Here is a 26,045-nt window from a genome sequence, read left to right on the forward strand (position 1 = left end):
GGTCTTCACCGAGGAGGGGACCGGGGCGTCACCCGGCATCGCGCGCCGCGCCGCGCACCGGCGGGCTGGAGCGCGACGAGCCGGTCTCCGTCCTGGGTGCTCGACGTGTGAGAGCCCGCTCGGGCGGACGCCGGCTCAGGCCGGGGTGCGGGTGAGGCGGGCGCGGATCGCGGCGGCGCCGGACTCGGCGAGCCAGTCGGCGAGGGTGCGCAGCCCCGGATGGATGACGCGCAGCGCCTCGAGGTCGGCGTGCCAGCGGTGGCCGGCCTGCCAGCGCCTGGCGGTGTCGGCGATGTCCGGGCCGAGCCGGGCGAGCTCGTCGGCGGTGAGCCGCTCGTAGCGGATGGGGATGCCGGTGGCCTCGCTGATCGCGGCGGCGGCCGCCACCGGGGTGGGATCGTCGCCCGCCAGTTCGAGGGTCCGTCCGGCGAACCGGGCGGGGTCGGCGAACGCGAGCGCGGCGAACTCGGCGACGTCCTCCAGCGCGATGACCTGCATGGGCTCGTCCGGCCGGAAGAGGTGCCGGTGGACACCTCCGGAGATGCCGTCGATCCCGGCGATCCCGGAGGCGAGATAGTTCGTCATGAACCGGACCGGGCGCAGGACGGTGGGCAGCGCGACGCGCTCGCGCAGGTACTCCTCGATCAGCGCCTTGCCCGCCGACCCCCGCGACGCGGCCGACGCCGAGGCGACGGTGCTGAACACGACCTGCTCGATCCCCGCGCCGACCGCCGCGTCGATCAGCGCCCGGCCGCGGGCCACCTCGAGGTCCGTGTCCAGCCCGTCCGGCCCCCAGGCCACCGGCGGCACGCCGAACACGGCGGCCACGCCGTCGAACGCGGGCGGCAGACTCGCCGGATCGTCGAGATCACCGCGTACGAGCTCGGCGCCCGCGGCGGCCAGCCCGGCGGCGGCGGGCGCGGTCAGGTCGCGCACCAGCGCGCGCACGTGCCGGCCGCCGGCGAGCAGGCGGCGCGCGGTGACGCCGCCCTGTTTGCCGGTGGCTCCGGTGACGAGGATGGGGGCGTCGGTGGTGTGCGGTGCAGCGGTGGTCATGGTGCCCTTTCCTTAGGACGCGGGATACTGGCGTGGTCCGGAATGCTCCACCCGTTTCGCCGCCGCAGACAAGGATTTCGTGACGTGACGACAACACCCGACGGGCGTGCCGACGCCCGCCGCAACCGCGAGCTCGTGCTCCGTACGGCGGCGCGGGTCTTCACCGAGGAGGGGACCGGCGCGTCGCTCGGCCGCATCGCGCAGCGCGCCGGGGTGGGGGCCGGGACCGTCTACCGGCACTTCCCGAGCAAGGAGATCCTCATCGAGGCCGTGCTCGCCGAGCACGTCGAGGACATGGTGGCCGCCGCCGCCCGCTGGCGGGCCCGCGCCGCGCCCGGCGACGCGCTGTTCGGGTTCCTGCTGGAGGCGATCGAGCGGTCGGCGGGCCGCCGGCACGTCTGCGACGCGCTGACCGGGGACCGCAGCTGGCCGCGCGCCGGCCTCGCAAGGGGGACCCGGCGCTTCCACGAGGCGCTGGAGCGGCTGCTGCGCGAGGCGAGACAGGCCGGTGCGATCCGCGCCGACGTGCGGGCGGACGACCTCGCGGCGCTCGCCGCAGGCGGCGTCACCCTGCGCTCGGCCCACCGCGACGAGGCCCGCGGCTCCCAGGTGGTGCGGCTGCTGCTCGACGGCCTGCGCGCCCGTGCCGTCACGGAACCTGGGTCGTTCCGTGACGGCACGGGCGCGCTCGCGCGTCACGGAACCACCGTGCCACGGCACTGCGCGGAGTGCGGCGCGGTGCTCCGGGTGCGCGCCACCGGCCGACCGGCCCGCTACTGCGGTCCCGCCTGCCGGCAGCGCGCCCACCGTCGCCGCCGCGCCGGGCGGGGCTGAACGGACCCCGCCGCTCCGGCTCACATGTGGCGGGAAAGGAAGCGCGCCGCGTCGTCGAGGGCCTGCCCCGCCTCCTCGACGAGCGCCGTGTGGTGCTGGAAGACGTGCGGCAGCCCGCCCCAGACCTGGAGCGTCACGTCCACGTCGGCCGCGGCGGCGCGGGCGGCGAGGAGCACCGCGTCATCCAGCAGGAGCTCGTTCGAGCCCGCCTGGACGAGCAGGGGCGGCAGCCCCGTGAGGTCGGCCAGCGCGGGGCTGGCCGTCGGAGTGGACGGGTCCTGCCGTCCCAGGTAGTGCGTGCGATATACCTCCAGGTCGGACCGGACGAAGATGGGGTCGATCCCGTGCTTGGTGTCGATGCTCGCGCCGGTGAACGTCAGGTCGGTCCACGGGGAGAACATCACGACCGCCGCCGGCATGGGCAGCCCTTCCTCGCGCGCCGCCAGCAGCGTCGCGATCGCCAGCCCGCCCCCCGCGGAGTCCCCGGCCAGGGCGACGCGGGCCGGGCTCCCGCTCAGGGCGAGCAGTTCGCGGTAGGCGGCCAGGCCGTCCTCGACCGCCGCCGGGAACGGGTGCTCGGGGGCGAGCCGGTAGTCGGGCGAGACCACCCGGGTACGGGCGCGGCGCGCCAGCTCACCCGCGAGGGCGAGATGGGTGCGCGGCGAGCCGACCACGTACCCGCCGCCGTGCAGGTAGAGCAGCACGGCGGCGGCCGGGTCGCCGGTGTCGAGTTCGAGCGCGGGACGGCCGCCGAGAGTGGTGTCCCGGACGGTCACCCCCTCCGGCGCCGGCGCCTGGAACATCTGGTCGAAGCCCGCCCGCGCCTCCTCCACGGTGGCGTCAGGGCTCTTCGGCGCGTCGCGGAGCAGGGCGTCCAGGGCTTGGCGTTGCTGACGGCTCATCGGTGACCTCCAGGTCCCCTCGGATAGATTCCTTGGAATGCACGTCGCAACAAGATTCCCGGGAATCTAATTCCCGGGTTCGGGAAGGAATCTTCATGGCTCGCACCGCGCGGCTGTTCGTGGACCTCGTCCGCGTCGAGACCCGGCTCTGGAACGCCGTGGACGCCCGGCTCCAGGCCGAGCACGGCCTCCGGCTGGGCCAGTACGACCTGCTGACGGTGATCGCCGGGCGTCCCGGGTGCCGGGTGCTCGACCTCGTGCACGAGGTCGCCATCACGGTCGGCGCGGCGAGCAAGGCCGTGGACCGGCTGGAGGCGGCAGGCTGGTGCCGCCGCGTCGCCAACCCGGCCGACGGCCGCTCGTCGTTCCTCGAACTCACCCCGGCCGGCGAGCGGATCCTGTCCGGGGCGCGGCCCGTGTACGAGGAGGAGATCGAGCGCTGGACCTCCCGCCTGCTGCCGCCCGGCGCGCTGGAGGAGCTGGCGACGTCCCTGCGCACGATCCGCGCCGCGCTGGAGGCGGAGCAGCGTTCCTGAGGCCATGAGCCGCGCGGGGGTGGCCGGGGCGCGGTCCCGTGCGCGGCGTCACCACCTGGGCGGTCATCGGCCCGATCGTCCTCGTGGTGGCCCTGGTGCTCGCCTTCCTCGGCCTGCGCCGCCTGACCGGCCGCGGACGCTGAGCCCGCGCCCGGCGACCGGGACCTCCGGCCCGGGTGGCGCGCTCAGGGCCGGCCGGCGGCGAAGTGCGCCAGGACCATCTCGGTCAGGGCGGTGACGTCGGCGTCCGCCATCGGCCGGCCGGTCATGCCCATCCGGTGCAGCAGCGCTCCGACGACGACGTCGATGAAGAACAGCACCCGGTTCTCGGGCTCGCCGAGCGCGTCCTGGAGCGCGCGCCGGTAGGGGTCCTGGAGGCGCGTGGCCAGGATCTCGCGCAGGCCGGGGTCGCTGACGGCGTCGCTGAACACGCCCGCGAAGGCGTCGCCCACCCCCGGCTCGCCGATCTTCGCCGCGATCCAGCGGATGGCCGAGGACATCAGCTCGGCGGGGCCGGCGCCCTCCAGGGGCACCGGGCCGAAGGCGTCCAGGAGGCAGTCCACGATCAGCTCGCCCTTGGACGGCCAGCGGCGGTAGACCGTCGTCTTGGCCACGCCGGCCGTGGCGGCGATGCGTTCGACGGTGGCGCGCGCGTAGCCGAGGTCGTGGACCGTGCGCAGCGTCGCGGCGAAGACCACGTCGTTGAGGCCGGCGCGGGGCCGGCCGGGCGGCCGGGCTGAGGTGGTGGAGGCCATGCCCCTACGGTACCGTTCTGCGCTACCTTAGGTATCGAAACCTCAGGTATCGAAACTAGCGCAGGCAAAGGGGAAGCCATGGAAGAGATCATCGCGATGCGTCCGCAGGAGCCGGACTGGGACACGGTCACGGCCGAGGAACTGCTCGCCTTCCGCGAGGCGGAGAACCGGTTCCGGGCGTCCGCCGCGGCCCGCAGGGTCACCGGCGACCCGGAGCCGGGCGCCTCGATCGGCTGGCGGCAGGTGTCCCTGCCCGGCCGCGAGGTCCCCGTACGGGTGCACCGGCCCGACGGCGGCGGCCCGGACCTGCCGCTCGTGCTGCACGTGCACGGGGGCGGCTTCGTCGGCACGGCGACGCAGAGCGACTGGGTGACCAGCCATCTCGCCGTACGGCTGCCCGCCGTCGTCGTCTCGGTCGAGCACCGCCTCCTCGCTCCGGGGACCCCGCTGACGGCGGCGGCCGACGACGGCTGGGACGTCCTCAGGCACGTGGTGGAGCACGCCGCGCGGTGGGGTGTCGACCCGGCGCGGGCCGCCGTCTTCGGCGAGAGCTGCGGCGGGCTGATCAGCGCACTGGCGGCGATCCGGGCCAGGGAGGCCGGTCTCGCCCTGCGGGCGCAGGTGCTGGTCAACACCGCGGCCGACGTGACCGGGGCGATGTTCGACCATCCCTCGGCCGCCAGGTACGCCGACAGCCCGGCACTGTCCATGCCGCAGTTGCGGCTCTTCCGGCGGCTCGCCGTGCAGCCGGGGACCGACGCCCGCGCCCTCTCGCCGCTGCACGCGGACGAACTGGGCGGGCTGGCGCCCGCGCTCCTCGTGGTGCCGGCCGAGGACCCGATCGCCGATCACGGCCGCCGCTACGCCGAACGGCTGCGCGCGGCCGGCACGTCAGCGCGGCTCACCGAGTACGCCGGCGCGGGTCACGCCTTCCTCAGCATGCCGGGCCTGGTGCCCCAGGCCGAGGCTGCGCGGGCCGAGATCCTCGGCTTCCTCGCCGCCCACCTCTGACCGGCGGCGGCGGGGTGGTCAGAACCGGACGGCGCGCACTTCCGTAACGGTGAACTCGTCGACGACGCTCCGGTTCGCCACGAGGAACCCGATCAGCCCCGCCACCGCCTCCACGGCCTGAGCCGCCCGTGCCTGCCCGCTCAGCAGGAAGACCAGGGGCGTCGAGGGCTGGTCGAGCATGAAGTGACGGCCGTGGCGGTGCACGTCGTGCAGGACCTTGATCGGGATGGGTCTCGGCGAGGTGAACCACGCCACGGCCTCCCACAGCGGCAACCCGGGATCGGCCTCCGCCGCGGCGCGGTAGCAGGTCACGCAGCCCTGGGCGACGTGCTGCCCATGGGGGCAGGTCCAGTGGGCGGCCTCGGCGAGGGACTGATCGCGGGCGCCGAAGATGGCGCTCTCGACTACGCGACGGCGTAGCGGGTGCCCTGGTGGCTCGATGATGGTGAGTCCTCCGGATCGCCGGGCGGCCGGACGATGATCGTCACAGCTTCACGAGCTTGGCGTTCGGCGCGGGGACGCGGTAGGTCGCGGTGCCGAAATCGATAAGAACGGCGACATGTTGCTCGACCGCGAGCACGCGGCCCAGGCCGTACTTGTCGTGACTGACGCGGTCGCCGACCGCGTATTCCTCGGCCGGCGGAGCCGGGATTTCCGGAGTGTTGAAGGGGCTGCCGGGCGGCCGGCGTCGGACCGCGGGCGCAGTACGTCTCATTTGATTAAGTATGCGCTCATCCTGTGCGTAAAGCGAGCCAACAGGGAAAACGCGCCGTCGTGATCTTGGCGCGGCGGACCGCCGGCCCGCGCGAGGCGCGGGCGCCGGCGGCGTGAGGTGCCGGGTCAGGCGGCGACGATGTTCTCCGCCTGCAGGCCCTTCTGGCCCTGGACGACGTCGAAGGACACCTTCTGGCCCTCGACCAGCTCGCGGTAGCCGCCGTTGGAGACGATGCTGGAGTAGTGGGCGAAGACGTCGGCGCCGCCGCCGTCCTGCGCGATGAAGCCGAAGCCCTTTTCCGAGTTGAACCACTTGACGGTGCCGGTGGCCATGTCGATCTCCTTCAGACAGTGCCGTGAATCGAGAATTCACACCTCGTGAATCTCGTGCCGCCGCAATGAACCCCCCGGAGAAACCGGCCAAACAAAAAACGCGCCCGAAGATCACTCTGTCAGGCGCGCATAAGTCCTATGGGTACCATAACTGCAACGCACTCAGTTTAACACACTCCGCCCGCCCGCTCACGCACCGGCACGCCGGTACGCGTCGAGCACCAGCCCGTGGAAGTGGTGGACGGCGTGCTCGGACAGGCCGCCCCCGTCCGGGTCGTACACGATCTTTCCCTGGGTGAAGGCGGGGGTGCGCATGCCGCGCTGGACGCTCTCCACCAGGGCGATGTCCTCCACCTGGAGCACCTCGTCGATGTAGCGGATGCTGTCCAGCTCCGCCTCGTCGGGCTCGGCGGTCTCCAGGTAGAAGTCCCACGTCTCGCGGGTGCGCTCGGGCCCGTCGGGGATGATCTGCAGCACCATGAAGTTCCCGCGGCCGGGATAACGCAGCAGGCACGTGTTGGGCCACAGCCACCAGACCGCGTGCTCCGTGACCGTCGCGCCCGACACGTCGTAGGCGGAGTTCGCGCCCGTGCCGGCGCTCGCCATGTGACTGGAGTGGATCCCGTACGTGGTGACCTTGTAGGTGCTCATGTCCACCAGGGACACGAAGTCCTTGTGCGCCACGTGGCAGTGGTAGCACTCCAGGAAGTTGTCGACGACGTTCTTCCAGTTGGAGGCGATGTCGTAGGTGAGCCGGCGGGCGAGGGTCAGCCGCGCCACGTCCGGGGCGCGGGCCAGGATCTCCGCCTCCAGACCGGGCGCCTGCTCCGCCGGCGGGGCCGCCCCCGGGTCGAGGTTGACGTAGACCATGCCGGCGAACTCGGTCACCTGGATCCGGTCCAGGCACACCGCGGAGGCGTCGAAGCCCGGCATCCCGCCGGTGTGGCGGGCCCGCCGCAGCCGGCCGGTCAGGTCGTAGGTCCAGGCGTGGTACGGGCACACGATGCTGCGCCGCACCCCCGAGCCCGACAGCAGCTCGTGCGCCCGGTGCTTGCACACGTTGTAGAACGCCCGCAGCGTGCCGGCCTCGTCCCTGACGGCCACGATCGGCATGCCGGCCACCGTGGCCGCCACGTAGCCGCCCGGCTCACGCAGTTTCTCGCCGTGGCACAGCCACTGCCACGTACGGCCGAAGATCTCCCGCTGGTCCACGGCGAACCACGCGGGATCGGTGTAGGCGTCGGCGTGCAGGGACATCGACAACGCGGGATCGGGGTGGTAGCCGGCGGCGACGCGCGCGAAGCCGGGGGTCGTCTCCGGGCTCACCGGACCTCCAAAGACTGACGATCAGGCCGAGACTAGGCACGGCGACGGCGCCGGTTCAAGACCCTCCCTGTGCCGCGTCCCCCAGGAACCCCGGTGACCTGTGGTTTCGTGCGGATTTCGATCGGGTCGGCGGGGTTCGGGGTAGGACTTTGTCCTCATGGTACGGAGATCGAGATGAGAACCGAGCGGGTGGAGATGCGTGAGTCAGCCTCTCGGCCGGCCGAGAGGCGAGGACCCCGGCGGGGCGCCTCGCGGCCGGGCGGGCGCGGATGGTGAGGACGGCCGGGACGACCCGGCGCACGGACGGCGGGCCGCCGGCCCCCGACGCGGGGATGGAGCGGTTCGCCCGGCTGGCGGCGAGCGTCATGGGCGCGCCCGTGGCGCTGGTGGCGCTGGCCGGGGCGGACCGGCTGGAACTGCCCGGCCTGGTCGGGCTCAAGGAGGGGCGGGACGCCCTGCGCCGCCCGCCGCTGTCGCGTTCGCTGTCCGGGCGGGTGGTGGCGACCGGCGAGCCGCTGATCGTGACCGACCTGCGGGACGACGCCCGCTTCTCCTCGCGGGAGACGCTCGCCGAGCGGCAGTGGGGCCTGGTCTCCTACGCCGGGATGCCCCTGACCGCGTACGGCCAGGTGGTGGGCGTGCTGTGCGCGGCCTGCCCCGGCGCGCGGGAGTGGACCGGCGCGCAACTGGCGGACCTGTCGGACCTGGCCTCCGCCTGCTCGGCGGAGCTGCGGTCGCGGGCCGCCGCGAGGAGCGCGCTGATGGCGCAGCAGGACGCCGAGCGGGACCACCGCGTCGCCGAGCGGGCCAGGGCGGTCGCCGAACAGGCGGGCGTGCGCGCCCAGGCCGGGTGGGACGCCGCCGAGCTGCTGCTGCGCGCCTCGCAGGAACTGGCCGGCGCGGCCACGCTGCACGACGTGCAGCACCTGCTGCGCGACCTGGTCAGCGAGCCGCTCAAGCCCGTGCACACGAGCCTCAGCCTGATCCAGGACGGGCGGCTGCGCCCCGCGCAGGACACGGGGCCGGACAAGGGGCCGGTGCCGCCCGGCGCCGAGCCCGCCGTCTCCTGCGCCCTGGACGCGGACCACCCGCTGGCCCAGGCGGCCAGGGGGCGGCGGCTGGTCTCGGCCGGCGACCCCGGCGAACTGGCCCGCGCGTACGGCGAGGCCGTCGCGGGCGCGTTCGCCCTGCTCGACGTCCGCGCGCTGGTGTGCGTGCCGCTGACGCACGCCGGCGCGGTGCACGGGGTGCTGCTGATCGGCTGGGGCGAGCCGCACGACGCGGGCCCTTCGGAGCGGGCGGTGCTCACCGCGATCGCCGGCTACGTCGGCCAGGCGGTCCAGCGGGCCGGCGTGCTGGACGAACGGGTCAGCGTCGCCCGCCAGCTGCAGAGCGCGATGCTGACCGACCTGCCGGACGGTCAGGGCCTCGGCCTCGCCGCGCTCTACCTGGCCGCGGCGGCCGACGACCTCGTGGGCGGCGACTGGTACGACGCCTTCCCGCTGCCGGGCCCGGCGGCCTCCGCCCTGGCCGTCGCGGTCGGGGACATCACCGGCCACGACATGCAGGCCGCCACCGTCATGGGGCAGACCCGCGCCATGCTGCGCCAGGCCGTGCTCGACCATCCGGGGCTGGGGCCCGCGGCCGCCGTCACCGCGCTCCAGCAGGCGTGCGGCGTGCTGAGCCTGCCTTTGAGCGGCACGCTCCTCCTCGGCCACCTGGCCGCGGTCCCGAGGTCCAGGAACTGGAGCTTCACCTGGACCAACGCGGGACATCCGCCGCCGCTGCTGGCGCGCCCCGGCGAGCCGGTGGAGTGCCAGGAGGAGCACGGTCTCATGCTGTTCCCCGGCCTGGACCCGGGCCCGCGCCACGACCACCGGACGCACCTGGAGCCGGGCACCGTCCTGCTGCTCTACACCGACGGGCTCGTCGACCGGCCGGGCACCACCGTCGACGAGGCGACGGCCGGGATCGCCCGCGTGCTGGCCGCCTGCCGGGACCTGCCGCTGCCCGACCTGCTGAACGCCGTGGCCGCGGAGGCCGGGCCGCACCCGGACGACGACATCGCGCTGCTCGCCATCCGGGTGCCGCACGGGCAGGAGGGTCAGGCGGTCCTCAGCCAGTCGAGGGTGAAGCGGGCGAAGACGATGCCGCCGGTGTCGCCGATCTCGTAGAGCACGCCGACCTGGCCGTTCGCCAGCACGGCCATGGTGGAGTAGCCGGCCGTGCCGGTCTTGATCAGCGCCCTGACCGGCCAGGTGGCGCCGTCGTCGGTGGACAGGCGCACGGTCAGGTCGTTCCGGGCGCTCGTGTGGGCGTTGCCGCTGTAGAGGGCCGTCGCGGTGCGGACGGGCGCGCCGTTCGCGCCCCGCTGCGCGGGCGTGAGGTAGGACAGCTCGTCGGCGTTGCACAGCGGGTCGTTGAGCACCGGGCTGGCCGTGGCGGCGCCGAACGTCCGGCCGCCGTCGGTGGAGGTGGCCACGGTCGTTCGCGGCGTTGGAGCCGGACCCGCCGGACCAGAAGCTGATGCCGGGCCGGGGCGAGTAGGTGTAGAAGACGTAGGCGGCGCCGGTGGCACGGTCGACCAGCACGCTGGGGTCGCCGACGCCCTCCGACGTGGTGGCCGCGTGGTGGATGACGCGCGGCGCCTGCCAGGTCAGGCCGTTGACACGCCCTGGCCGTCGCCGAGACGGGCGCCGACGTCGTGGCCGTGGACGGCACCGGCCGCGCGCGGCCCGACGGCCGCGCTCTCGCCGAGATCGTGACGGCCGTGCACGAGCGGACCGGCAGGCTCGTCATGGCCGACGTGTCCACGTACGAGGAGGGCGTCGCCGCTGCCGAGGCCGGCGCGGACGTCGTCGGGACCACCCTCGCCGGCTACACGCCCTACTCCCGCAGGACGGACGGCCCCGATCTCGGCCTGCTCGCCCGGCTGGCCGCCGACCTGCCCGTCCCGGTGGTCGCCGAGGGCCGCGTCCACACCGTGGAGCAGGCCGGGGCGGCGATCGAGGCGGGCGCGTACGCCGTCGTCGTCGGCACCGCCATCACCCACCCCACGACCATCACCCGCTGGTTCGCCGAGCGCGTCACGAGCACCGCCGCCCGGCCCTGACCGGACCCCCGGGACTGTCGGTGGCGGCTGCCACGATGACGCGCATGACGATCATCGATCCGCTGGCGCCGTTCCAGTGGCTGGCCGCGCCCGAGGGTTCCCCCAGCCCGCTGGACGTGATCTTCAGCGTGGCCTTCTTCCGCGGGCTCGGCCCGGCCGAGGTGGTGCGGCGGTTCAGCCGGGGCGAGGACTCCGGGGAGGAGGCCGGCTTCTCCGTGCTCGACGAGGCCGCCTGGGAGTTCGCCGACAGTAGTGGCGGCGGCGACGGAGGCGGCCACGTCGGCGTCTTCCAGGAGGGGGAGTGGTCCGTCGTCATCGAGCCGATGGGCTGGCTGGTCACGCTCCACGAGGTGCTGCCCCGGCTGTCGCGCGGCTGCGAGGTCGTGGCGATCACCCGGCACGACTACGCCGCCGAGCACAGCTTCGAGTACGCCGTCGACGGCAGGTGCGTCACCGGCTACCGGCTGCGGCACCCTCACGACCGTTACGGCTCCGACCCCGACCGGCTCAACGGCCACATGCGCGAGCTCGGCATGGCGCTGGTCCTGTCCGAGGACGACGACGCCACCTGGGAGCTCAACTACGACACCGCCGTGCCCAGGGCGTTCGCGCTCGCGGCGCGGATCACGGGCGTGTCGTTCACGCCCGACCTGCTCGCCCGGCCGATGCTCGTGGGTCCCATCGTGGACCCGTTCGGGCCGGACCTCCATGGGGCTAGTGGATGCCATGACGGGACCGGGGATCGTGCCGCTTCTGCAGCCGTAGATGGGTGTTCAGGCTCGTATGTGCGAAGGTATGGTGAGGGCTTGTGACGACGTTCCGGATCAGCGAGGCCGCGGCGCTGCTCGGGGTCAGCTCCGACACCGTCCGCCGATGGGTGGACGCGGGGCGGCTGACGGCCGAGCGGGACGAGCACGGCCACCGGCGGGTGAACGGCGGCGACCTGGCCGCCTTCGCCCGCGCGCAGGTCGAACAGGTGGACGGCGGCCGTTCGTCGGCGCGCAACCGCTTTCGCGGGATCGTCACCGAGGTGATCCGCGACGCCGTGATGGCGCAGGTGGAGATCGCCGCGGGGCCGTTCCGGGTGGTGTCGCTGATGAGCCGCCAGGCCGCCGACGAGCTGGGCCTGGAGCCGGGGGTGGTGGCGGACGCCGTGATCAAGTCCACCAACGTCGTCGTGGAGATCCCCGGTCACGAGCGTGTGGCCGGCCACGTGTGAGGAGCCCTCCTTGGTGTTCAGGCGTCTTTCCCGATGGGCGATCGCCCTGCCCGTCACGCTCGCGCTGGCGGGCCTGTCCGCCTGCGGTTCCGGCGAGCCCGCCGCGGCTCCTGCTCCGGGCTCGTCCTCGGTCGCCGGCGGCGGGGCCGGGGAGGTGACGGTGTTCGCGGCGGCGTCGCTGACCGGGACGTTCACCGAGCTCGGCAAGGCGTTCGAGGCCGCGCGTCCGGGCACCACCGTGCGGTTCAACTTCGGCTCCAGCGCGACGCTGGCCCAGCAGATCGTCCAGGGGGCTCCGGCGGACGTGTTCGCCGCGGCGAGCCCGGCCACGATGAAGACCGTCACCGACGCCTCCCTGGCGGCCTCGCCGGCCACGTTCGTCCGCAACAAGCTGCAGATCGCCGTGCCGAAGGACAACCCGGCCGGGGTGGACGAGCTGAAGGACCTCACCGACGCCAAGGTGAAGGTGGCGCTGTGCGCCGAGCAGGTGCCGTGCGGCGCGGCGGCGGTCAAGGCGCTGGACGCCGCCGGGCTGAAGGTCACCCCGGTCACCCTGGAGCAGGACGTCAAGGCCACCCTCACCAAGGTCGAGCTGGGCGAGGTGGACGCGGCGCTGGTCTACAGGACCGACGTGATCGCCGCGGCGGGCAAGGTGACCGGCATCGAGTTCCCCGAGGCGGACCAGGCCGTCAACGACTACCCGATCGCCGCCCTCGCCAAGGCCCCCGCCGGCGGCCTGGCCGGCGCGTTCGTGGACCTGGTGCTGTCGCGGCAGGGCAGGGACGTGCTGACCAGGGCCGGCTTCGAGGCTCCCTGATCGCCCATGAGCCCTTCGACACCCGAGCACGCCGACCTGCCCGGCCCGCCTTCCGAGGCCGGGCGGGCTTCCGGAGCCGGCTCGGCGGCGAGGGCGCGGCCGGTCGCGGGCCGGGAGGTCGCCGGGCGGCTGCCGTGGATGCTGGTGCTGCCCGCCGTCGCGGGCCTGGTCTTCCTGGTGCTGCCGCTGGCCGGGCTGCTGATCCGCGCTCCCTGGCCGACCTTGCTGGAGCGGCTGGCCGAGCCACACGTGCTGGAGGCGCTGCGGCTGTCGCTGGTGTGCGCCACCGTCGCCACCGCCTTCTGCCTGCTGCTCGGGGTGCCGCTCGCCTGGCTGCTGGCCCGCGTCGACTTCCCCGGGCGGCGGCTGGTGCGGGCGCTGGTCACGGTGCCGCTGGTGCTGCCGCCGGTCGTGGGCGGCGTGGCGCTGCTGCTGGTGCTCGGCCGGCGCGGGCTCGCCGGGCAGTGGCTGGAGGCGACCTTCGGCGTCACGCTGCCGTTCACCACCGCCGGGGTGATCGTGGCGGAGGCGTTCGTGGCGATGCCGTTCCTCGTGATCAGCGTGGAGGGCGCGCTGCGCGGCGCCGACCAGCGCTTCGAGGAGGCCGCCGCGACGCTCGGCGCCTCCCGCTGGACCGTCTTCCGGCGCGTGACGCTGCCGATGGTCATGCCCGGCGTGGTGGCCGGGGCGGTGCTGTGCTGGGCGCGGGCGCTCGGCGAGTTCGGCGCGACCATCACCTTCGCCGGCAACTTCCCCGGCACCACCCGCACCATGCCGCTGGCCGTCTACCTCGCGCTGGAGACCGAGCCGGAGGCCGCCATCGTGCTCAGCCTCGTGCTGCTGGCCGTCTCGGTGGTCATCCTGGCCAGCCTGCGCGACCGGTGGGTGAGCGCCTCATGACCCTCGACGCCCGCCTGGTGGTCGTCCGGCCCGCGTTCACCCTCGACGTCGCCCTGCGCGTCGCCGCCGGCGAGGTGGTCGCGCTGCTCGGCCCCAACGGCGCGGGCAAGACCACCGCGCTGCGCGCCCTCGCCGGGCTGACCGGGCTGTCGGCGGGCGAGATCGTCCTCGGTGGCCGCCCGCTGCACACGCTGGCCGCCGAGGAGCGTCCCATCGGCATGGTGTTCCAGGACTACCTGCTCTTCCCCCACCTGTCCGCCCTGGACAACGTCGCCTTCGGGCCGCGCTGCCAGGGCGTGCCCAAGGCCGAGGCCCGCCGCGCCGCCGCCGAGCTCCTGGAGCGGGTCGGCCTGGCCGGCCAGACCGTCGCCAAGCCGCGGCACCTGTCCGGCGGGCAGGCGCAGCGGGTGGCGCTCGCCCGCGCGCTGGCCGTACGGCCGGAGCTGCTGCTGCTGGACGAGCCGCTCGCCGCCCTCGACGCCCACACCCGGCTGGAGATCCGCTCCCAGCTCCGGCGGCACCTGGCGGACTTCGCCGGCGCCACCGTGCTGGTCACCCACGACCCTCTCGACGCGATGGTCCTGGCCGACCGGCTGGTCGTCATCGAGCACGGCGCGATCGTCCAGCAGGGCCCGCCGGCGGAGGTCGCCCGCCGCCCGCGCACCGACTACGTGGCCCGCCTGGTGGGGCTCAACCTGTACCGGGGCGTGGCCGACGGGGCGCTGGTCACGGTGGGCGAGCTGCCGCTGCACACCTCAGGGCACCTGGACGGGCCGGCGTTCGTCGCCTTCCCGCCGTCCGCCGTCGCGCTCTACCGCAGCCGCCCCGACGGCAGCCCGCGCAACCTGTGGCAGGCCACGATCGGCGGCATCGAACGGCACGGCGACAACATGCGCGTGCACCTCGACGGCCCCGTCACGGCCTTCGCCGACATCACGCCCGCCGCCGTCGCCGACCTCGACCTGACCCCGGGCCGGCGCGTCTGGGCGTCGGTCAAGGCGACGGAGACCCACGCCTATCCCGCGTGAGCCGCTCAGACGCGCAGGACGGCGGTGTGGGTGCGGCCGCGGGTGCCGCCCAGCTCCACCTTGATCGCCTTCTTGGCCCTGCGCACGCCACGGCCGCCCTTCACCACCGAGCGCACCGCCCAGGGCAGCCTGATCCGTACCTCGTCGGCGGTCCTGGACGGGTCGGAGACCGCGACCCGCACCCGGCCGCGCTCGCGGCGCAGCACCAGCGTGCACGGGCCGTCGGCGGAGAGCGTCCCGTGCGGGGTCTTGACGCTGCCCGCCCGCCAGAACACCGCGGCGATCAGGTCGCCGCGGGAGACGGCCTGCGCCGTTCCGTTGTTGGCGAGGACGTCGACCTGCTTGCGGTAGGCGGCGGTCCGCTCGGCGCAGGCCCCGGGCAGCACCGCGTAGGCGTAGCGCGCCTTGCGCGGATCGGCGCCGTGGTCGATGACGATCGTCGTGTAGTGCCTGGTGACGGGGGTCGTGTCGCCGCCGGTCGTGGCGCCCTTGTCGATGTCGCGCCAGCGGCCGGTGCGCCGCTCGCGGATCACCTTGACCTCCTCGCCGACCTCCGCGCCGTCCAGCAGCGCGTACCCGGCCACGCCGGACAGGTGCAGCCACCGCTCGCCCCTGGTGAGCGGCGGGTGCGCGGCGTGGGTGTTGCGGTTCTCCACGACCGTCTCGACGCGGCGGCCGTCGGAGGCGGTGATGCCCGCGCCGAGCGCGATCACCGCGTCGTCGAGGAGGAACCACGCCTTCTTGGCGCGCAGCGACGAGCCGTCCGCGACCAGCTTCATGGCGGCGACACCGTACTCGCCGTCCAGCGCCGCCCCGCCCGCCCACGGGGTGGGAGGCAGGCGGCGCTTGCCGTGCGCGAGGTCGGCGCGCCTGCGGGTGTCGACCGTCGTGCCCGGCAGCCGGTACGGGTCGATCGTCGGCCAGAGGTCGTCGTTCCAGTGGGTGAGGTCGTCGGTGTAGAGGTACGTCATGCCGTCGCCGGTGTACCAGCCGTGCAGGTTCTCCTGGTTCATGGCCTCGGCCGCGCCGATGCGCTCCGAGCTCATCGCGATCGCGAAGGCCCAGCCGGGGCGGCGGTGCACAACGCGGTCCATGTCGGCGAAGACGTACGTGCCCGTCGTGCGCGGGCCGACCGGCACCGAGTCGTCGGCCAGCAGGGCCTCGGCCCGCGCGAGGCTCGCCAGCGGCGCGTGCGTGCCGTAGGGGATCGCCTGGTTGCGGGTCAGCCAGCCCTTCACCAGCGGGCGCCAGCGCCGGGCGTGCCGCTCGGGCGCGCTGTCCAGCAGGGTGAGGACGGCCTCGACCGTCTTCTGCCCCGAATGGTGGTCGCGGTGGCCCTGCACCGAGATCTGCCGGCCGCGGACGCAGTCCATCATCAGCCCGTCGAAGACGAACGGCACGAACGAGCGGTCCACGATCTCGTACACGTTGCCGATCCTGGGGATCTCCCACGGCGAGCGGGCGAGCATGGCGATCAGCTTGGCCACGCTCTCCAGGTAGTCGACGCCGTAGCTGCCGGTGTACGGGTAGACGTCGTGCTGGATGAACGACCCGTCGTGGTAGAAGCCGTCGCCGGGGCCCTTCGTGCGCCGTAACAGGTCGGAGACCGCGTCCCTGGCCCGCCTGACCAGGCGCGCGTCGTGGGTGAGCAGCCCGCGCATCGCGACGGCCATGGCCTTGCCCGCCCGGTTCGCGCCGGTCTCGACCACTCCGGGGTGGCTGATCCGCCGCTCCGGGTCGGGGCACCAGCGGCGCAGCGGGCGCAGCCAGCGTTCGAGGCGGTCCTTCGGCAGGCCGTCGTACAGCAGGGCGCAGGTGTCGGTCAGCGCGCGCGGCACGCCGATCTCCCACCAGTACCAGTTGCTGCCCCGCCGGTCGAGGCGCTCGTGGTAGGCGTGCTCGTACAGGAAGTCCAGCGCCCTGGCCGCGGTCTCGGCGACCTGGGGGCTGCCGTGCATGGCGGTGCCCGGGGTGGCCCAGCCGAGCGCGAGCGCGCGCATGCGGTTGTAGGAGCGGTTGAAGTCGCCCGTACGCGGATTGGCCAGCGGCAGGTCGGGCCACAGGCTCGGGCGGCGCGGGTCCGGCTTCAGCTTGCGCAGCACCGCGTTCGCCGAGCCTTCGACGGCCTGGATCTTGTCGGTGTGGCCGGGGTCGTACGCGCCGCCGGCCAGCAGGCTCACCCACCGCTCCCGCGCGGCGTCGAACGCGGCGGCGCTCACCGCCTCAGCCGGCCTTTCCCACAGGGCGGCCCCGGCCACGGCCGAGGCGCCCAGCAGGGCGGACCGCCGGCTGAGGGGGTGAATCATGGCGGCCTTCCGGGCATGAGGGCTGATCACAGATGAGAAGATCCTATGTCGGGAGAAGGACCACTCATCGCGCCACCGCCGTCAGGCCGCGCTCACCACGCGCCCGGCAGTTTCACGCTCTGCGCGGCGGCGACGGGCACCTTGTGCACCTGCCGGGCCTTCCCGGTGTAGACGTTCACCGCGTAGCTGCGCAGTTCCTTGGCCCCCACCTGGTAGTCGACCATCACCTCGGACGCGCTCGCCCAGACGCGCACGGAGTCCGGCCCGTGCTGGACCGGCACGCCCTTGACCGTCACCTTCCGCACCACCCGGCCGGTCTTGGCGTCGAGCAGCGTCACCTTCCTCTTCCGCATCTCGTCGAACTCGATCGCGGCCACCGTGCGGCCGTCAGGGGCGGGCTCGCTGAACATGATGTACGTGCCGGGGAAGCGCACCGGCTTGCCGCCGCCGGTGACCGGCATCAGCCACAGGTCGGTCTTTCGGTAGCGGATCAGCTCGACCAGCCCGTTCTTGATGCCGATCGCCTCGTACTCGCCGTTCAGCGTGGTCGTCCTGCCGGTGCGCACGTCGATCAGCAACCCCGGATACTTGCTCCCCTCGCGCGGGTCGAACGCGAGGTGACGCCCGTCCTCGGAGACGGCCAGCATCGAGCCCCGGTCGATCTGCGACTCCTTCACCTTGGCCCGTGAGACGACCCGGGTGCCGGCCACCAGGTCGCGGACGACGTGCGCCCCCTCCTGCCTGCTGTAGTAGGCGAACATCCGCCCGTCCCGGCTGATGGCGACCGGCGGGTGCGGATCGTTGACGGGGGTGGCGAGCGCCTCCGACACCCGGTACGTCCTGCCCGTACGGGTGACGACCCGCCACTCGACCTTGGAACAGTCGAGAGCCGGCGGCGTCTGCGACTCGTCCTCCTCACACCTCGTGAGGTACGCGTGACTGAGCTCGCCCACCTTGCCCGGGGGCAGGTCGGGCAGCGGCGACGAGGCGGGGGCGGCCTGGCCGGTCCCGGTCAGCGACACGCCCGCCGTCACCGCCCCTACGATCGCCGCCGTCGCGAGAAAAGCCGTTGCCATGGTGATGTTCCTCCTGTGTCGTTGGTGGCCGGCGAGGGCGAGCCCCGCCAGGTCCGTCGCCGGCGCCACGTCCGGCGCCTCCTGGGCCAGCTCGCCGAGTGCCGCGCGCAGCCTGCTCATCCGGCCACCTCCTGGGCCTCGAAGTCCTCGCTCAGCTCCGGCGCCAGCGCGCGCAGCCGTGCCAGCGCGTGATGGGTCTGACTCTTGACGGTGCCGACCGAGCAGCCGAGCGCCTCCGCCGCCTGGGCCTCCGTCAGGTCCTCCCAGAACCGCAGCACGATGACCGCGCGCTGCTTGCGCGTCAGCTTGGCCAGCGCCCGGCGCAGCACGATGCGGTCGAGCGCCGCCTCGTCGTAGGACACGCCCTGTTCGGGCGGCTCGGCGCTCGGCACCTCGAAACGCGGCCTGCGCCGCCATGAGATGTACTGGTTCACCAGCGCCCTGCGGGTGTACGCCTCCGCGTTGCCGCCCGCCGCGAGCTTGTGCCAGTGCCCGGCGACCTTCGTCAACGTGCTCTGCAACAGGTCCTCGGCGAGATGCCGGTCGCCCACGAGCAGGTACGCGGTCCGCATCAACGCCTGTTGCCTGGCGAGCACGAACTCGCGGAAACCCTCGTGACGATCCAATCTGATCTCCTCTCGCCCCTTGCCAACGCCACTTCCGGGGCGAAAGGTTGCAGCCACGGGGCGGGAGGTGCGAGAAACGCCATCACCGGGTCAATCGTGTTGCCCGCCCGTCCGTCCTGGCCGTTGAATGGGGAGCTGTGATCTCCTGCAGCCCCCGGGTCCGCCGCCTGCCGTCCGTCGAGCTCAGCATCGGGGTGGGCTTCTTCGCGGCGGTGGCCGCCTGCGCGATCACCGCCTTGGTGGTGCCCATCGGCCAGCTCGAGGTGCGTTTCGCCGTCATGGGGCTGGCGGGGTGCTGCTACGCGGCGTTCGCGGCCGACCTGCGGGCCGCCGCGGTCATGGGCCTCGTCGTCTGGACCCTCGCCACCGGCTTCCTCATCCAGCCCGCGGGCGAGCTCATCGTGACCGGCGTCCCCGACGTGCTCCGCTTCGCCGCGGTCGTGGCCATGTGCCTGGCCGGCGGCCTCTACGGCATCGCCCGCCGCCGCGCCCGCGCCGGCGGGCGGCGCGTGGAGCGGCGGCCGGGCCTCCCGCAGCCGCCACGGACGCGGCCGGCGCTGCGGCGCGTCCCCCCTCGCCGGTACGCGCCGGTGCGCTCGTGCCCCGGCGGACCGGCGCCGCGCCCGCCCGCCGGCCGCTCAGGCAGGACCCTGCCCAGATGCCGGCACCAGGGGGGTTCCAGCGGCCCGCCACGCTGAGGCAGCACGCTCTCCCGCTGGACGACCTCCCGTCCGGTCAGGCGGCTGAAGGGGCTCTGATCTCGGAGGGTGAGCAGGCGAGGCCCGGGCTTTCGACCTCACAATGGAGGCCGTGGAGCCGCACAGACTCTGACCCGTGCGAACTCCCGGAAGAAATCTCGCGAAGTCGCGTAATCAAGGCGGGCGGCCGGACTCCTCCCTTGTGAAAGGAAAGGAGCTCTGCTTGAGCACGATGAGATCGATCTTCATGACGCTGCTGCTGCCGATGGCGGCGGCGGTTCTGGTGGTTCCCTCGCCCGCCGCCGCCGAGGTGGCGGCGCCGGCGTCCACGTCGCCGTTCGCCTGCGACGCTACGGACGCCGGCGACAAGGGCTGGGTGCTGCCGATCTACGTCCACCAGCCGGGGCAGGACGCCTGGGCGGCCGACAGCCCCGCGCTGCTCAACACCCTCTGGGAGACCGACCAGACGGTGGACTCCAGCGCCGAGCGGTTCGGGATCTCGCGGCGGCTGCGGATCGTGCAGGACGCCGGCTGCCGCCCGGTGGTGGCGAAGCTGCCGTTCACCAAGGGCCGCAACCGGGCCGAGATGGGCAAGGCGATGGAGGAGAACCTCGACGCCCAGCCCGCGCAGGTGCGCACCCTGTGGAAGGCCGGCCGGGTCAAGCCGCTGTACTTCGTCAGGGACAACGAGATCACCGGCTCCTGCACGGGCGGCGGCGCGAACGCAGGGATGAGCGGCGGCAACGTCATCCTGCCGCGCTGGTGCTGGAGCGAGGCCGGGCTCACCCACGAGCTGATCCACAGCTTCGGGCTCTCCCACTGCGACGGCGGCGGGGTGAACGGCAACGACCCGGTCTGCCGCGACATGGGCACCCGCAAGGAGTGCACGAGCGACCTCGCCGCCAACTACCACCTCGACTCGTGCCGGATCGACGACTTCCGTTACTTCGAGCCGACCCCGGTCAAGCAGCCGGCCCTGGAGAAGGTCAGGAACGTGGCGTTCAGCCCGTACCTGATCCAGGACCAGCCGAGCCCGGTGTGGCGGTTCCGCCTCAAGGTGGCCGACGGCGGCAGGTGCGTCGACGGGAGCGCCGCCCAGGTCGTGCAGCGCACCTGCTCGGACGGCGCCGCGCAGACCTGGCGGCGCGCCATCGACGGCGACGGCTACCTCACCCTCCGCAACGCCGCCACCGGCCGCTGTCTCGCCATGGCCGGCACCGTCGTGACCGCCGCGTGCGCGAAGAAGGACAAGTCCCAGCAGTGGCTGCCGCAGGCCGGCCAGGACAAGACCAACTTCGCCAGCCGGGCGGGCGGCAAGAAGCTGTCCGTCAAGGACAACCAGGACGGCGGCGCCGTGGTGGCCGACGGCAACGGCGAGTTCGTCGCCGAACTGCTGGACGGCCTCGACCCCGCGCCCACCCGTCCGGGCAACCCCGCCCCCACGCCCACGCCCACGCCCACGCCCACGTCGAGCTCCACGACCCGGCCGACCGCGGATCCCACCGCCGTGCCGCCCCCCGGGCCCTCGTCGGAGCCTGACGTCGCCGCGCCGGGCAAGGTCCGGTTCAGGAGCTCGTACGGCACCTGCCTGGCCGTCTCCGGCACCAGGGTGCGCCTCGGCTCCTGCGGCGCCAAGTGGGACGTCGTAAGCGTCGGCAAGCACGTGCAGCTGCGCCAGAAGAACCGCTGCATGGCGCTCGGCAGGATCGGCGGCGGCAAGCGCGCGGTCGTCATGACCGCGTGCAGCGGCGCCGCCAAGGGGCAGCGCTGGCTGCTGGAGAGGACCGGCGGCTCGGTCACGCTGAAGAGCGCGACCACCAGGGCCACCCGGATCGTCGCCGTCCGCGCCGGCCGGACCGCCGCCGTCTACGCCAAGGCCGCATTCCCCAAGAACTCGGTCAAATTCCTGCTCAAGTGACGGACGATCCGAGAGACGCGGACCCGGCCCTGACGCACCTGGTCAGGGCCGGGGACGAGCGTGCCGTCTCCGAGCTGTACGAGCGGCACCATCCCGCCGTCCTCGCCTTCGCCCGCCGCCTGTGCCAGGACCCGCACACCGCCGAGGACCTCGCCAGCGAGGCGTTCGCGCGGACCCTGCGCACCGTGCGCAACGGCTCGGGCGGCCCCAGCGGCGGGTGGCGGCCCTACCTGTACGCGGTGGCGCGCAACACGGCGATCGAGTGGGCCCGCTCCCAGCAGCGGCTCGTGCTGACGGACGAGTTCCGCGAGGACGAGCTCACCACCGCGCCGCCGGAGCCACCGGACGATCTCGTGACGCGGGCCTACCGGTCGCTGCCGCCGCGCTGGCAGACCGTGCTGTGGCACACGCTGATCGAGGAGGAGGACCCGGAGCGGGTCGCCAAGATCCTCGGCGTCACGCCGGGCAACGTCGGGGTGCTCGCCTTCCGGGCTCGGGAGGGGCTGCGCAAGGCGTACCTGGCGGCGCACGTGGCGGGCGCGTCGCCGCGCTGCCTGCAGTACGCCGAGCCGCTGGCGGCGATCGTACGCAAGCGCAGCGAACGGCTGCCGCGGGCGTTGCGCGCGCACCTCAGCACGTGCGCGACCTGCGCCAGGGCGCACGCGGAACTGCTCGACCTCAACGCCACCCTCCGCGCGGCGGTCCCGGTCGCGCTGCTCCCCCTCGCCATGAAAGCGGCCTCTGACGGGGGTGTCGGTTCGGGGGCTGTTGCCTCCGAGGGGGCGGTGGCGGGGAAGGGGGGTGCTCTTTTCCCAGGGGGTGGGGTGCCGGGGTGGGTGATTCCGGTGGTGGGGGCGGCGGCGGTGGCCGCGGTGGCCGTGGTCGGGGTGACGGCGGGTCCCGCGCCGGCGCCGCCGGTTGCCGCGCCCACGGCGAGCCCGCCGCCGGGCGCGAGCCCGCCGTTCACTCCGGGCGGCGAACCGGCGCAGGCACGGACGCGGGCGCCGATGCGGAAGCCGACGGTCACGGCCACGCCCAGGGCGGCGGCCACGCCGACGGCGGGCCGGGCGCGGACGTCCGCGCGGACCCCCGCGCCGGCCCGGGCGAGCGCCGGCACCCCCACCCGGCGTACGACGCCGTCCGCCACCGCGCAGGCGGGCACCAGGCTCGCGCTCGCGGGCCGATGCGTCGGCGCGGCGGGCGGGGAGGTGGCGGCGCTGCCGTGCGCCGACCCCCGCACGGCCTGGCGTACCAGGGGCTCCGCCCAGCGGTTCCAGCTCGTCAACGTCGTCACCGGCCGCTGCCTGGCCGCCGGCGAGCAGTACGACACCACCGCCTTCAACGGCGGCGGCATGCTCGCCGTCCGCCTGGTGCCCTGCGCCTCCGTCCCGGCCCAGCACTGGCACCGCCCGGCGTTCAGCGACGGCGTGCGCCGCCTGGTGAGCGTCCCCTCCGGCAAGGCCCTGTCCGTCGGCAAGGAGTTCGTCGGCAAGAGCCCGCCGACGGCCTTCATCCTGTACGGCCCCTACACCGGCTCGGCCGACCAGCGCGTCACGTTCGCGAACGGCTGACGCGCCCGGCGAGTCGTCATGGCAGGTCCTTTGCCGATCGTTGTGATCGCGGGTGAAACAGTCGATCCATGATGTGGGGCCGGTCCATCAGAGCGCGGATGACGGTCGCGACGGTGACGCTGTTCGGGGTGATCCTGTTCGCGGGGGTCTTCGTGATCTCGTCGCTCTTTCTGGCGCGGGCACGGGACGACCTTCAGGAGCAGGCGGAGGCCGCGGCCCGCCGCCTGACCGTGCTCATCGACCGGTCCCGCTTCACGGGCCCGATCCCGAAGCAGGACGACGTGCCGTTCTTCCAGGTCGTGGACGGCGCGGGCCGGGTGCTGGCGGCCGACGCCGAGCTCGACGGCGCGCCGCCGCTCACCCGCGCCCGGCCCGGTCGCGGCGAGTCGCTGGTGCGGGACCGGGTGTGCGGCGAGAGGTCGGCCACGGACGCCGTGCCACCCGGCACCTGCCTGGTCGTGGTGGGGATGGCCGACGAGACCAGCGCGTACGGCCCGGTCATGGCCTACGCCGCCGTCCGGGAGCCGGTCATGCTGCGCTCGCCGTTCCTGCCCGTCCTGCTGTACGGGTCGGCGGCGGTGCTGCTGGCCCTGATGGCCTGGGGCACCTGGTACGGCGTCGGCCGCGTCCTCGCCCCCGTCGATCGCATCCGCCGCGACCTGCGGCGGATCAGCGCCGAGGACCTGAGCCGGCGCGTCGAGGTGCCTCCGGGCGGGGACGAGGTCGCCGAGCTGGCCGTTACCGTCAACGACACGCTGGAGCGGCTGGAGAACGCGGTGGAACGGCACCGCAGGTTCGTCAGCGACGCGTCGCACGAGCTGCGCAGCCCGCTCACGGCCATGACGGTGCGGCTGGAGGCGGGGCTGGACGAGCGGCGGGACGAGGACTGGGCGGCGGCGCTGGCGGACGCGTACCGGCTGTCGGCCATCGTGCAGGACCTGCTGATGCTGGCCCGCCTGGACGCGGCGCCGCCGGTCCGCGACGAGCGGATCGACCTCGGGGCCCTGGTCAGCGAGGAGATCAGCCGCCGCGGCAGGACCCGGCTGCCGGTGACGGCCTCGATCCAGCCCGGCGTCATCGTCAGGGGGCACCGGCTGCGGCTGGCCAGGGTGCTGACGAACCTGCTGTCGAACGCCGACCGGTACGGCGACACGCGCGTGCACGTCACCGTGCGGGCGGCCGGGGAGCTGGCCGAGGTGGAGGTGCTGGACGACGGGCCCGGCATCCCGCCGGAGATGCGCGAACGGGTCTTCGAGCGTTTCACCCGCCTGGACGCGACCCGCTCGCGCGACACCGGAGGCAGCGGCCTGGGCCTGCCGATCGCCCGGGACATCGCGCAGGCGCACGGAGGGACGCTACTGGCAGGCGAAGGGCCGGGGGGCCGCCTGATCCTGCGCCTGCTGCGCGACCCGAGCGACCCGGCCGTGGCGGATCCGCCTGCGGGGGATCCGGCGGCGGAGGGTGCGGAGGCGGGGGATTCTGACCTTAAGGAATCGGACCAGTAGGGATCGCCCCGATAAGGGGCTAACTGGTAGGAATCGGACCCGTAGGAGTCGGGTGCTGGGGGCCCGGGCCCGGGTTGAGCGTCGATGCGATGTGAGGATTCAGGATGAATTTGCACCAGTTGTACGCAGTCCTGCTGGCCGGCGGACTGGTCTTACTCGCCAGCATCGCCGCCGCCCGCACCGCCACGAAGCTCGGCCTGCCCGGCCTGCTGCTGTTCCTGGCGCTCGGGGTGCTGCTCGGCGAGGACGTGCTCGGCATCGACTTCGACGACGCCCAGCTGGCGCAGCTCCTCGGGACGACGGCGCTGGGGATCATCCTGGTCGAGGGCGGCCTGAGCACCCGCTGGAGCGACATCCGGCGGCTGATGCTGCCCTCGGCGCTGCTGTCGGTGCTCGGCGTCGCGGTCAGCGTCGCGATCACCGCGACGGGTGCGCACCTGCTGCTCGGCCTGGACTGGCAGCTCTCCCTGCTGCTGGGCGCGATCGTCTCCTCCACGGACGCCGCGGCCGTCTTCTCCGTCCTGCGCGCGCTGCCCCTGCCGCGCCGCGTCGCGGGCCTGGTGGAGGCCGAGTCGGGCTTCAACGACGCGCCCACCGTCATCCTGGTGATCGTGTTCTCCACCGGCGTCACCGATCTGCCCGGCCCGCTCTCCATCGCCGCCGAGATCGGCTTCGAGCTGCTGGCCGGAGCCGCGATCGGGCTGGCGATCGGCTGGGCGGGGACCCTGGCGCTGCGGTTCGTGGCGCTGCCGGCCAGCGGCCTGTACCCGCTGGCCACCGTCGGCCTGGGCGTCATCGCCTTCGCCGCCGCCGGGGCCGTGCACGCCTCCGGGTTCCTGGCCGCCTACCTGACCGGGCTCCTGCTGGGCAACGCCGTGCTGCCGCACCGCGCCGCCACCCGGTCCTTCGCCGAGGGGATCGGATGGCTGGCGCAGATCGGCCTGTTCGTCATGCTCGGCCTGCTGGTGACGCCGAGCGAGCTGCCCGCCGCGCTGCTGCCCGCCACCCTCATCGGCCTGGTGCTGCTGCTCGTGGCGCGGCCCGTCTCGGTGGCCGCCTGCCTCACCCCGTTCGGGATGGGGTGGCGGCACCAGGCGTTCATCGCGTGGGCGGGGCTGCGCGGCGCGGTGCCCATCGTGCTGGCGACCTATCCCATCGTCGCCGCGGTGCCGGGCAGCCGGCAACTGCTGAACATCGTCTTCGTGCTGGTCGTCATCTTCACCCTGATCCAGGGGCCGACCCTGCCGCTGATCGCCCGGCTGCTGCGCATCACCCAGCCGCACCAGGCGCGGGAGGTGGAGATCGAGGCGGCGCCGCTGAACGTGCTGGCCGCCGACCTGCTCACGATCACCATCCCGCCCGGTTCGCGGATGAACGGCGTGGAGATCTTCGAGCTGCGGCTGCCGAAGCCGTCCATCGTCACGCTGATCATCCGCGACGGCGACACCCTCGTCCCCGACCTCGACACCCCGCTCCGCGAGGGCGACGAGGTGCTCATCGTCACCACTCCCGCCACCCGCGCCGAGGTCGAGAACCGGCTGCGCGCCGTGGGCCGCGGCGGGCGGCTGGCCCAGTGGCACGACGGGGCTGGCCAGTCCGGGCCGGCCCCCGGGCGGATCGGCAGGGAACCGCTGCCGCTGTCCGGCGCGCGCCGGACCGGCGTTCCCGCCCTCGGCCGCGTACGCGAGGTCGCCGCCTCCTGGTGGGCCGGGATCACCCCGAAGGGCCTGCAGCGGGACGAGCCTTGACGCGCTCTCCGGCCTTTAGGCCGGCGATTCAGCCTGTGCCGCGTCTGCGGCACT

At 73.9% G+C, this 26,045-nt stretch carries 26 protein-coding genes; 15 read left to right on the forward strand and 11 right to left on the reverse strand.

From position 1 onward, the window contains the following. Nucleotides 1-135 precede the first annotated feature (135 nt). On the reverse strand, nucleotides 136-1,056 hold the full coding sequence (locus Nocox_RS19535) for an NmrA family NAD(P)-binding protein (RefSeq protein WP_020539711.1): 921 nt from the start codon (nucleotides 1,054-1,056) through the stop codon (nucleotides 136-138). A gap of 84 nt (nucleotides 1,057-1,140) precedes the next feature. Between Nocox_RS19535 and Nocox_RS19540 the strand changes: the two genes are divergently transcribed. Beyond that, nucleotides 1,141-1,890, forward strand: coding sequence for a TetR/AcrR family transcriptional regulator (locus Nocox_RS19540; protein WP_020539710.1), 750 nt, complete (start codon nucleotides 1,141-1,143; stop codon nucleotides 1,888-1,890). A 20-nt stretch (nucleotides 1,891-1,910) separates the two neighbouring features. Here the strand turns inward: Nocox_RS19540 and Nocox_RS19545 are convergent, their stop codons facing one another. Continuing rightward, on the reverse strand, nucleotides 1,911-2,792 hold the full coding sequence (locus tag Nocox_RS19545; protein ID WP_020539709.1) for an alpha/beta hydrolase: 882 nt from the start codon (nucleotides 2,790-2,792) through the stop codon (nucleotides 1,911-1,913). A gap of 95 nt (nucleotides 2,793-2,887) precedes the next feature. On the opposite strand from Nocox_RS19545, the gene Nocox_RS19550 reads away from it, so the two are divergent. Continuing rightward, nucleotides 2,888-3,328, forward strand: coding sequence for a MarR family winged helix-turn-helix transcriptional regulator (locus Nocox_RS19550; RefSeq protein WP_020539708.1), 441 nt, complete (start codon nucleotides 2,888-2,890; stop codon nucleotides 3,326-3,328). Nucleotides 3,329-3,513: 185 nt separating this feature from the next. Here the strand turns inward: Nocox_RS19550 and Nocox_RS19555 are convergent, their stop codons facing one another. Next, the gene (locus Nocox_RS19555; RefSeq protein WP_020539706.1) at nucleotides 3,514-4,083 is read right to left on the reverse strand and encodes a TetR/AcrR family transcriptional regulator; all 570 of its coding nucleotides are present in this window, start codon (nucleotides 4,081-4,083) and stop codon (nucleotides 3,514-3,516) included. Nucleotides 4,084-4,161: 78 nt separating this feature from the next. Here Nocox_RS19555 and Nocox_RS19560 point away from each other — a divergent pair, with 78 nt between their 5' ends. Beyond that, on the forward strand, nucleotides 4,162-5,094 hold the full coding sequence (locus Nocox_RS19560) for an alpha/beta hydrolase (RefSeq protein ID WP_020539705.1): 933 nt from the start codon (nucleotides 4,162-4,164) through the stop codon (nucleotides 5,092-5,094). Between the two features lie 18 nt (nucleotides 5,095-5,112). On the opposite strand, the gene Nocox_RS19565 is transcribed toward Nocox_RS19560, so the two are convergent. The 4 genes from Nocox_RS19565 to Nocox_RS19580 form a co-directional block, all read right to left on the reverse strand. Beyond that, nucleotides 5,113-5,406, reverse strand: a complete 294-nt coding sequence (locus tag Nocox_RS19565) for a hypothetical protein (RefSeq protein ID WP_020539704.1) — start codon at nucleotides 5,404-5,406, stop codon at nucleotides 5,113-5,115. A gap of 172 nt (nucleotides 5,407-5,578) precedes the next feature. Further along, nucleotides 5,579-5,809, reverse strand: a complete 231-nt coding sequence (locus tag Nocox_RS19570; protein WP_020539703.1) for a hypothetical protein — start codon at nucleotides 5,807-5,809, stop codon at nucleotides 5,579-5,581. A gap of 125 nt (nucleotides 5,810-5,934) precedes the next feature. Next, nucleotides 5,935-6,141: a cold-shock protein gene (locus Nocox_RS19575; RefSeq protein ID WP_020539702.1), complete on the reverse strand. Its 207-nt coding sequence runs from the start codon at nucleotides 6,139-6,141 to the stop codon at nucleotides 5,935-5,937. A 189-nt stretch (nucleotides 6,142-6,330) separates the two neighbouring features. Continuing rightward, on the reverse strand, nucleotides 6,331-7,467 hold the full coding sequence (locus Nocox_RS19580; RefSeq protein WP_020539701.1) for an aromatic ring-hydroxylating oxygenase subunit alpha: 1,137 nt from the start codon (nucleotides 7,465-7,467) through the stop codon (nucleotides 6,331-6,333). Between the two features lie 269 nt (nucleotides 7,468-7,736). Between Nocox_RS19580 and Nocox_RS19585 the strand changes: the two genes are divergently transcribed. Continuing rightward, on the forward strand, nucleotides 7,737-9,641 hold the full coding sequence (locus Nocox_RS19585; protein WP_020539700.1) for a SpoIIE family protein phosphatase: 1,905 nt from the start codon (nucleotides 7,737-7,739) through the stop codon (nucleotides 9,639-9,641). Here Nocox_RS19585 and Nocox_RS19590 read toward each other — a convergent pair. Next, nucleotides 9,572-9,949 carry an exo-alpha-sialidase gene (locus Nocox_RS19590; protein ID WP_020539699.1) on the reverse strand — a complete coding sequence of 126 codons (378 nt, stop codon included), beginning with the start codon at nucleotides 9,947-9,949 and terminating at the stop codon, nucleotides 9,572-9,574. The genes Nocox_RS19585 and Nocox_RS19590 overlap by 70 nt on opposite strands. 222 nt (nucleotides 9,950-10,171) lie before the next feature. On the opposite strand from Nocox_RS19590, the gene Nocox_RS19595 reads away from it, so the two are divergent. From Nocox_RS19595 to Nocox_RS19620, 6 genes are read left to right on the forward strand one after another with little or no spacing between them, the layout of a single operon-like run. Next, complete coding sequence (locus Nocox_RS19595; protein ID WP_020539698.1) at nucleotides 10,172-10,579, forward strand: beta/alpha barrel domain-containing protein; 408 nt, start codon at nucleotides 10,172-10,174, stop codon at nucleotides 10,577-10,579. Between the two features lie 44 nt (nucleotides 10,580-10,623). Continuing rightward, nucleotides 10,624-11,391 (forward strand): DUF6461 domain-containing protein, encoded by a 768-nt coding sequence (locus Nocox_RS19600; protein WP_020539697.1) that lies wholly within the window; start codon nucleotides 10,624-10,626, stop codon nucleotides 11,389-11,391. Continuing rightward, a complete protein-coding gene (locus Nocox_RS19605) occupies nucleotides 11,388-11,798 on the forward strand; it encodes a TOBE domain-containing protein (RefSeq protein WP_020539696.1) in 411 nt (136 codons plus the stop codon). The genes Nocox_RS19600 and Nocox_RS19605 overlap by 4 nt, the downstream gene beginning before the upstream one ends. A 10-nt stretch (nucleotides 11,799-11,808) precedes the next feature. Continuing rightward, nucleotides 11,809-12,615: a molybdate ABC transporter substrate-binding protein gene (gene modA, locus Nocox_RS19610; RefSeq protein ID WP_020539695.1), complete on the forward strand. Its 807-nt coding sequence runs from the start codon at nucleotides 11,809-11,811 to the stop codon at nucleotides 12,613-12,615. A 6-nt stretch (nucleotides 12,616-12,621) separates the two neighbouring features. Continuing rightward, nucleotides 12,622-13,515 (forward strand): ABC transporter permease, encoded by an 894-nt coding sequence (locus Nocox_RS19615; protein WP_020539694.1) that lies wholly within the window; start codon nucleotides 12,622-12,624, stop codon nucleotides 13,513-13,515. Further along, complete coding sequence (locus Nocox_RS19620; protein WP_020539693.1) at nucleotides 13,512-14,543, forward strand: ABC transporter ATP-binding protein; 1,032 nt, start codon at nucleotides 13,512-13,514, stop codon at nucleotides 14,541-14,543. The genes Nocox_RS19615 and Nocox_RS19620 overlap by 4 nt, the downstream gene beginning before the upstream one ends. A gap of 5 nt (nucleotides 14,544-14,548) precedes the next feature. On the opposite strand, the gene Nocox_RS19625 is transcribed toward Nocox_RS19620, so the two are convergent. The 3 genes from Nocox_RS19625 to Nocox_RS19635 form a co-directional block, all read right to left on the reverse strand. Next, nucleotides 14,549-16,849 (reverse strand): polysaccharide lyase 8 family protein, encoded by a 2,301-nt coding sequence (locus Nocox_RS19625; protein ID WP_020539692.1) that lies wholly within the window; start codon nucleotides 16,847-16,849, stop codon nucleotides 14,549-14,551. 92 nt (nucleotides 16,850-16,941) lie between these two features. Further along, nucleotides 16,942-18,045: a WD40 repeat domain-containing protein gene (locus Nocox_RS19630; protein ID WP_020539691.1), complete on the reverse strand. Its 1,104-nt coding sequence runs from the start codon at nucleotides 18,043-18,045 to the stop codon at nucleotides 16,942-16,944. Then, nucleotides 18,042-18,551, reverse strand: a complete 510-nt coding sequence (locus Nocox_RS19635; protein ID WP_020539690.1) for a SigE family RNA polymerase sigma factor — start codon at nucleotides 18,549-18,551, stop codon at nucleotides 18,042-18,044. The genes Nocox_RS19630 and Nocox_RS19635 overlap by 4 nt, the downstream gene beginning before the upstream one ends. Nucleotides 18,552-18,688: 137 nt before the next feature. On the opposite strand from Nocox_RS19635, the gene Nocox_RS19640 reads away from it, so the two are divergent. The 5 genes from Nocox_RS19640 (at nucleotide 18,689) to Nocox_RS19660 (ending at nucleotide 25,991) form a co-directional block, all read left to right on the forward strand. Next, nucleotides 18,689-19,249 carry a hypothetical protein gene (locus Nocox_RS19640; protein WP_020539689.1) on the forward strand — a complete coding sequence of 187 codons (561 nt, stop codon included), beginning with the start codon at nucleotides 18,689-18,691 and terminating at the stop codon, nucleotides 19,247-19,249. Between the two features lie 232 nt (nucleotides 19,250-19,481). Then, nucleotides 19,482-21,167: a ricin-type beta-trefoil lectin domain protein gene (locus tag Nocox_RS19645; RefSeq protein WP_026213652.1), complete on the forward strand. Its 1,686-nt coding sequence runs from the start codon at nucleotides 19,482-19,484 to the stop codon at nucleotides 21,165-21,167. Then, complete coding sequence (locus tag Nocox_RS19650; protein ID WP_051112367.1) at nucleotides 21,164-22,738, forward strand: sigma-70 family RNA polymerase sigma factor; 1,575 nt, start codon at nucleotides 21,164-21,166, stop codon at nucleotides 22,736-22,738. The genes Nocox_RS19645 and Nocox_RS19650 overlap by 4 nt, the downstream gene beginning before the upstream one ends. Nucleotides 22,739-22,836: 98 nt before the next feature. Beyond that, nucleotides 22,837-24,243: a sensor histidine kinase gene (locus Nocox_RS19655; protein WP_020539688.1), complete on the forward strand. Its 1,407-nt coding sequence runs from the start codon at nucleotides 22,837-22,839 to the stop codon at nucleotides 24,241-24,243. Between the two features lie 104 nt (nucleotides 24,244-24,347). Further along, nucleotides 24,348-25,991, forward strand: a complete 1,644-nt coding sequence (locus Nocox_RS19660) for a potassium/proton antiporter (protein ID WP_033407448.1) — start codon at nucleotides 24,348-24,350, stop codon at nucleotides 25,989-25,991. Nucleotides 25,992-26,045 lie beyond the last annotated feature (54 nt).

This window comes from Nonomuraea coxensis DSM 45129, from assembly GCF_019397265.1.
GTDB classification, from domain to species: Bacteria; Actinomycetota; Actinomycetes; order Streptosporangiales; family Streptosporangiaceae; genus Nonomuraea; species Nonomuraea coxensis.

Excerpts from the sequence above, each read along its gene's own strand:
- Nocox_RS19645 (WP_026213652.1), top strand. The coding sequence starts at position 19,482 with ATGAGATCGATCTTCATGACGCTGCTGCTGCCGATGGCGGCGGCGGTT.
- Nocox_RS19550 (WP_020539708.1), top strand. The coding sequence starts at position 2,888 with ATGGCTCGCACCGCGCGGCTGTTCGTGGACCTCGTCCGCGTCGAGACC.
- Nocox_RS19630 (WP_020539691.1), bottom strand. The coding sequence starts at position 18,045 with ATGAGCAGGCTGCGCGCGGCACTCGGCGAGCTGGCCCAGGAGGCGCCG.
- Nocox_RS19615 (WP_020539694.1), top strand. The coding sequence starts at position 12,622 with ATGAGCCCTTCGACACCCGAGCACGCCGACCTGCCCGGCCCGCCTTCC.
- Nocox_RS19625 (WP_020539692.1), bottom strand. The coding sequence starts at position 16,849 with ATGATTCACCCCCTCAGCCGGCGGTCCGCCCTGCTGGGCGCCTCGGCC.
- Nocox_RS19660 (WP_033407448.1), top strand. The coding sequence starts at position 24,348 with ATGAATTTGCACCAGTTGTACGCAGTCCTGCTGGCCGGCGGACTGGTC.
- Nocox_RS19655 (WP_020539688.1), top strand. The coding sequence starts at position 22,837 with ATGACGGTCGCGACGGTGACGCTGTTCGGGGTGATCCTGTTCGCGGGG.
- Nocox_RS19555 (WP_020539706.1), bottom strand. The coding sequence starts at position 4,083 with ATGGCCTCCACCACCTCAGCCCGGCCGCCCGGCCGGCCCCGCGCCGGC.
- Nocox_RS19585 (WP_020539700.1), top strand. The coding sequence starts at position 7,737 with ATGGTGAGGACGGCCGGGACGACCCGGCGCACGGACGGCGGGCCGCCG.
- Nocox_RS19575 (WP_020539702.1), bottom strand. The coding sequence starts at position 6,141 with ATGGCCACCGGCACCGTCAAGTGGTTCAACTCGGAAAAGGGCTTCGGC.
- Nocox_RS19545 (WP_020539709.1), bottom strand. The coding sequence starts at position 2,792 with ATGAGCCGTCAGCAACGCCAAGCCCTGGACGCCCTGCTCCGCGACGCG.
- Nocox_RS19535 (WP_020539711.1), bottom strand. The coding sequence starts at position 1,056 with ATGACCACCGCTGCACCGCACACCACCGACGCCCCCATCCTCGTCACC.
- Nocox_RS19620 (WP_020539693.1), top strand. The coding sequence starts at position 13,512 with ATGACCCTCGACGCCCGCCTGGTGGTCGTCCGGCCCGCGTTCACCCTC.
- Nocox_RS19560 (WP_020539705.1), top strand. The coding sequence starts at position 4,162 with ATGGAAGAGATCATCGCGATGCGTCCGCAGGAGCCGGACTGGGACACG.
- Nocox_RS19600 (WP_020539697.1), top strand. The coding sequence starts at position 10,624 with ATGACGATCATCGATCCGCTGGCGCCGTTCCAGTGGCTGGCCGCGCCC.
- Nocox_RS19570 (WP_020539703.1), bottom strand. The coding sequence starts at position 5,809 with ATGAGACGTACTGCGCCCGCGGTCCGACGCCGGCCGCCCGGCAGCCCC.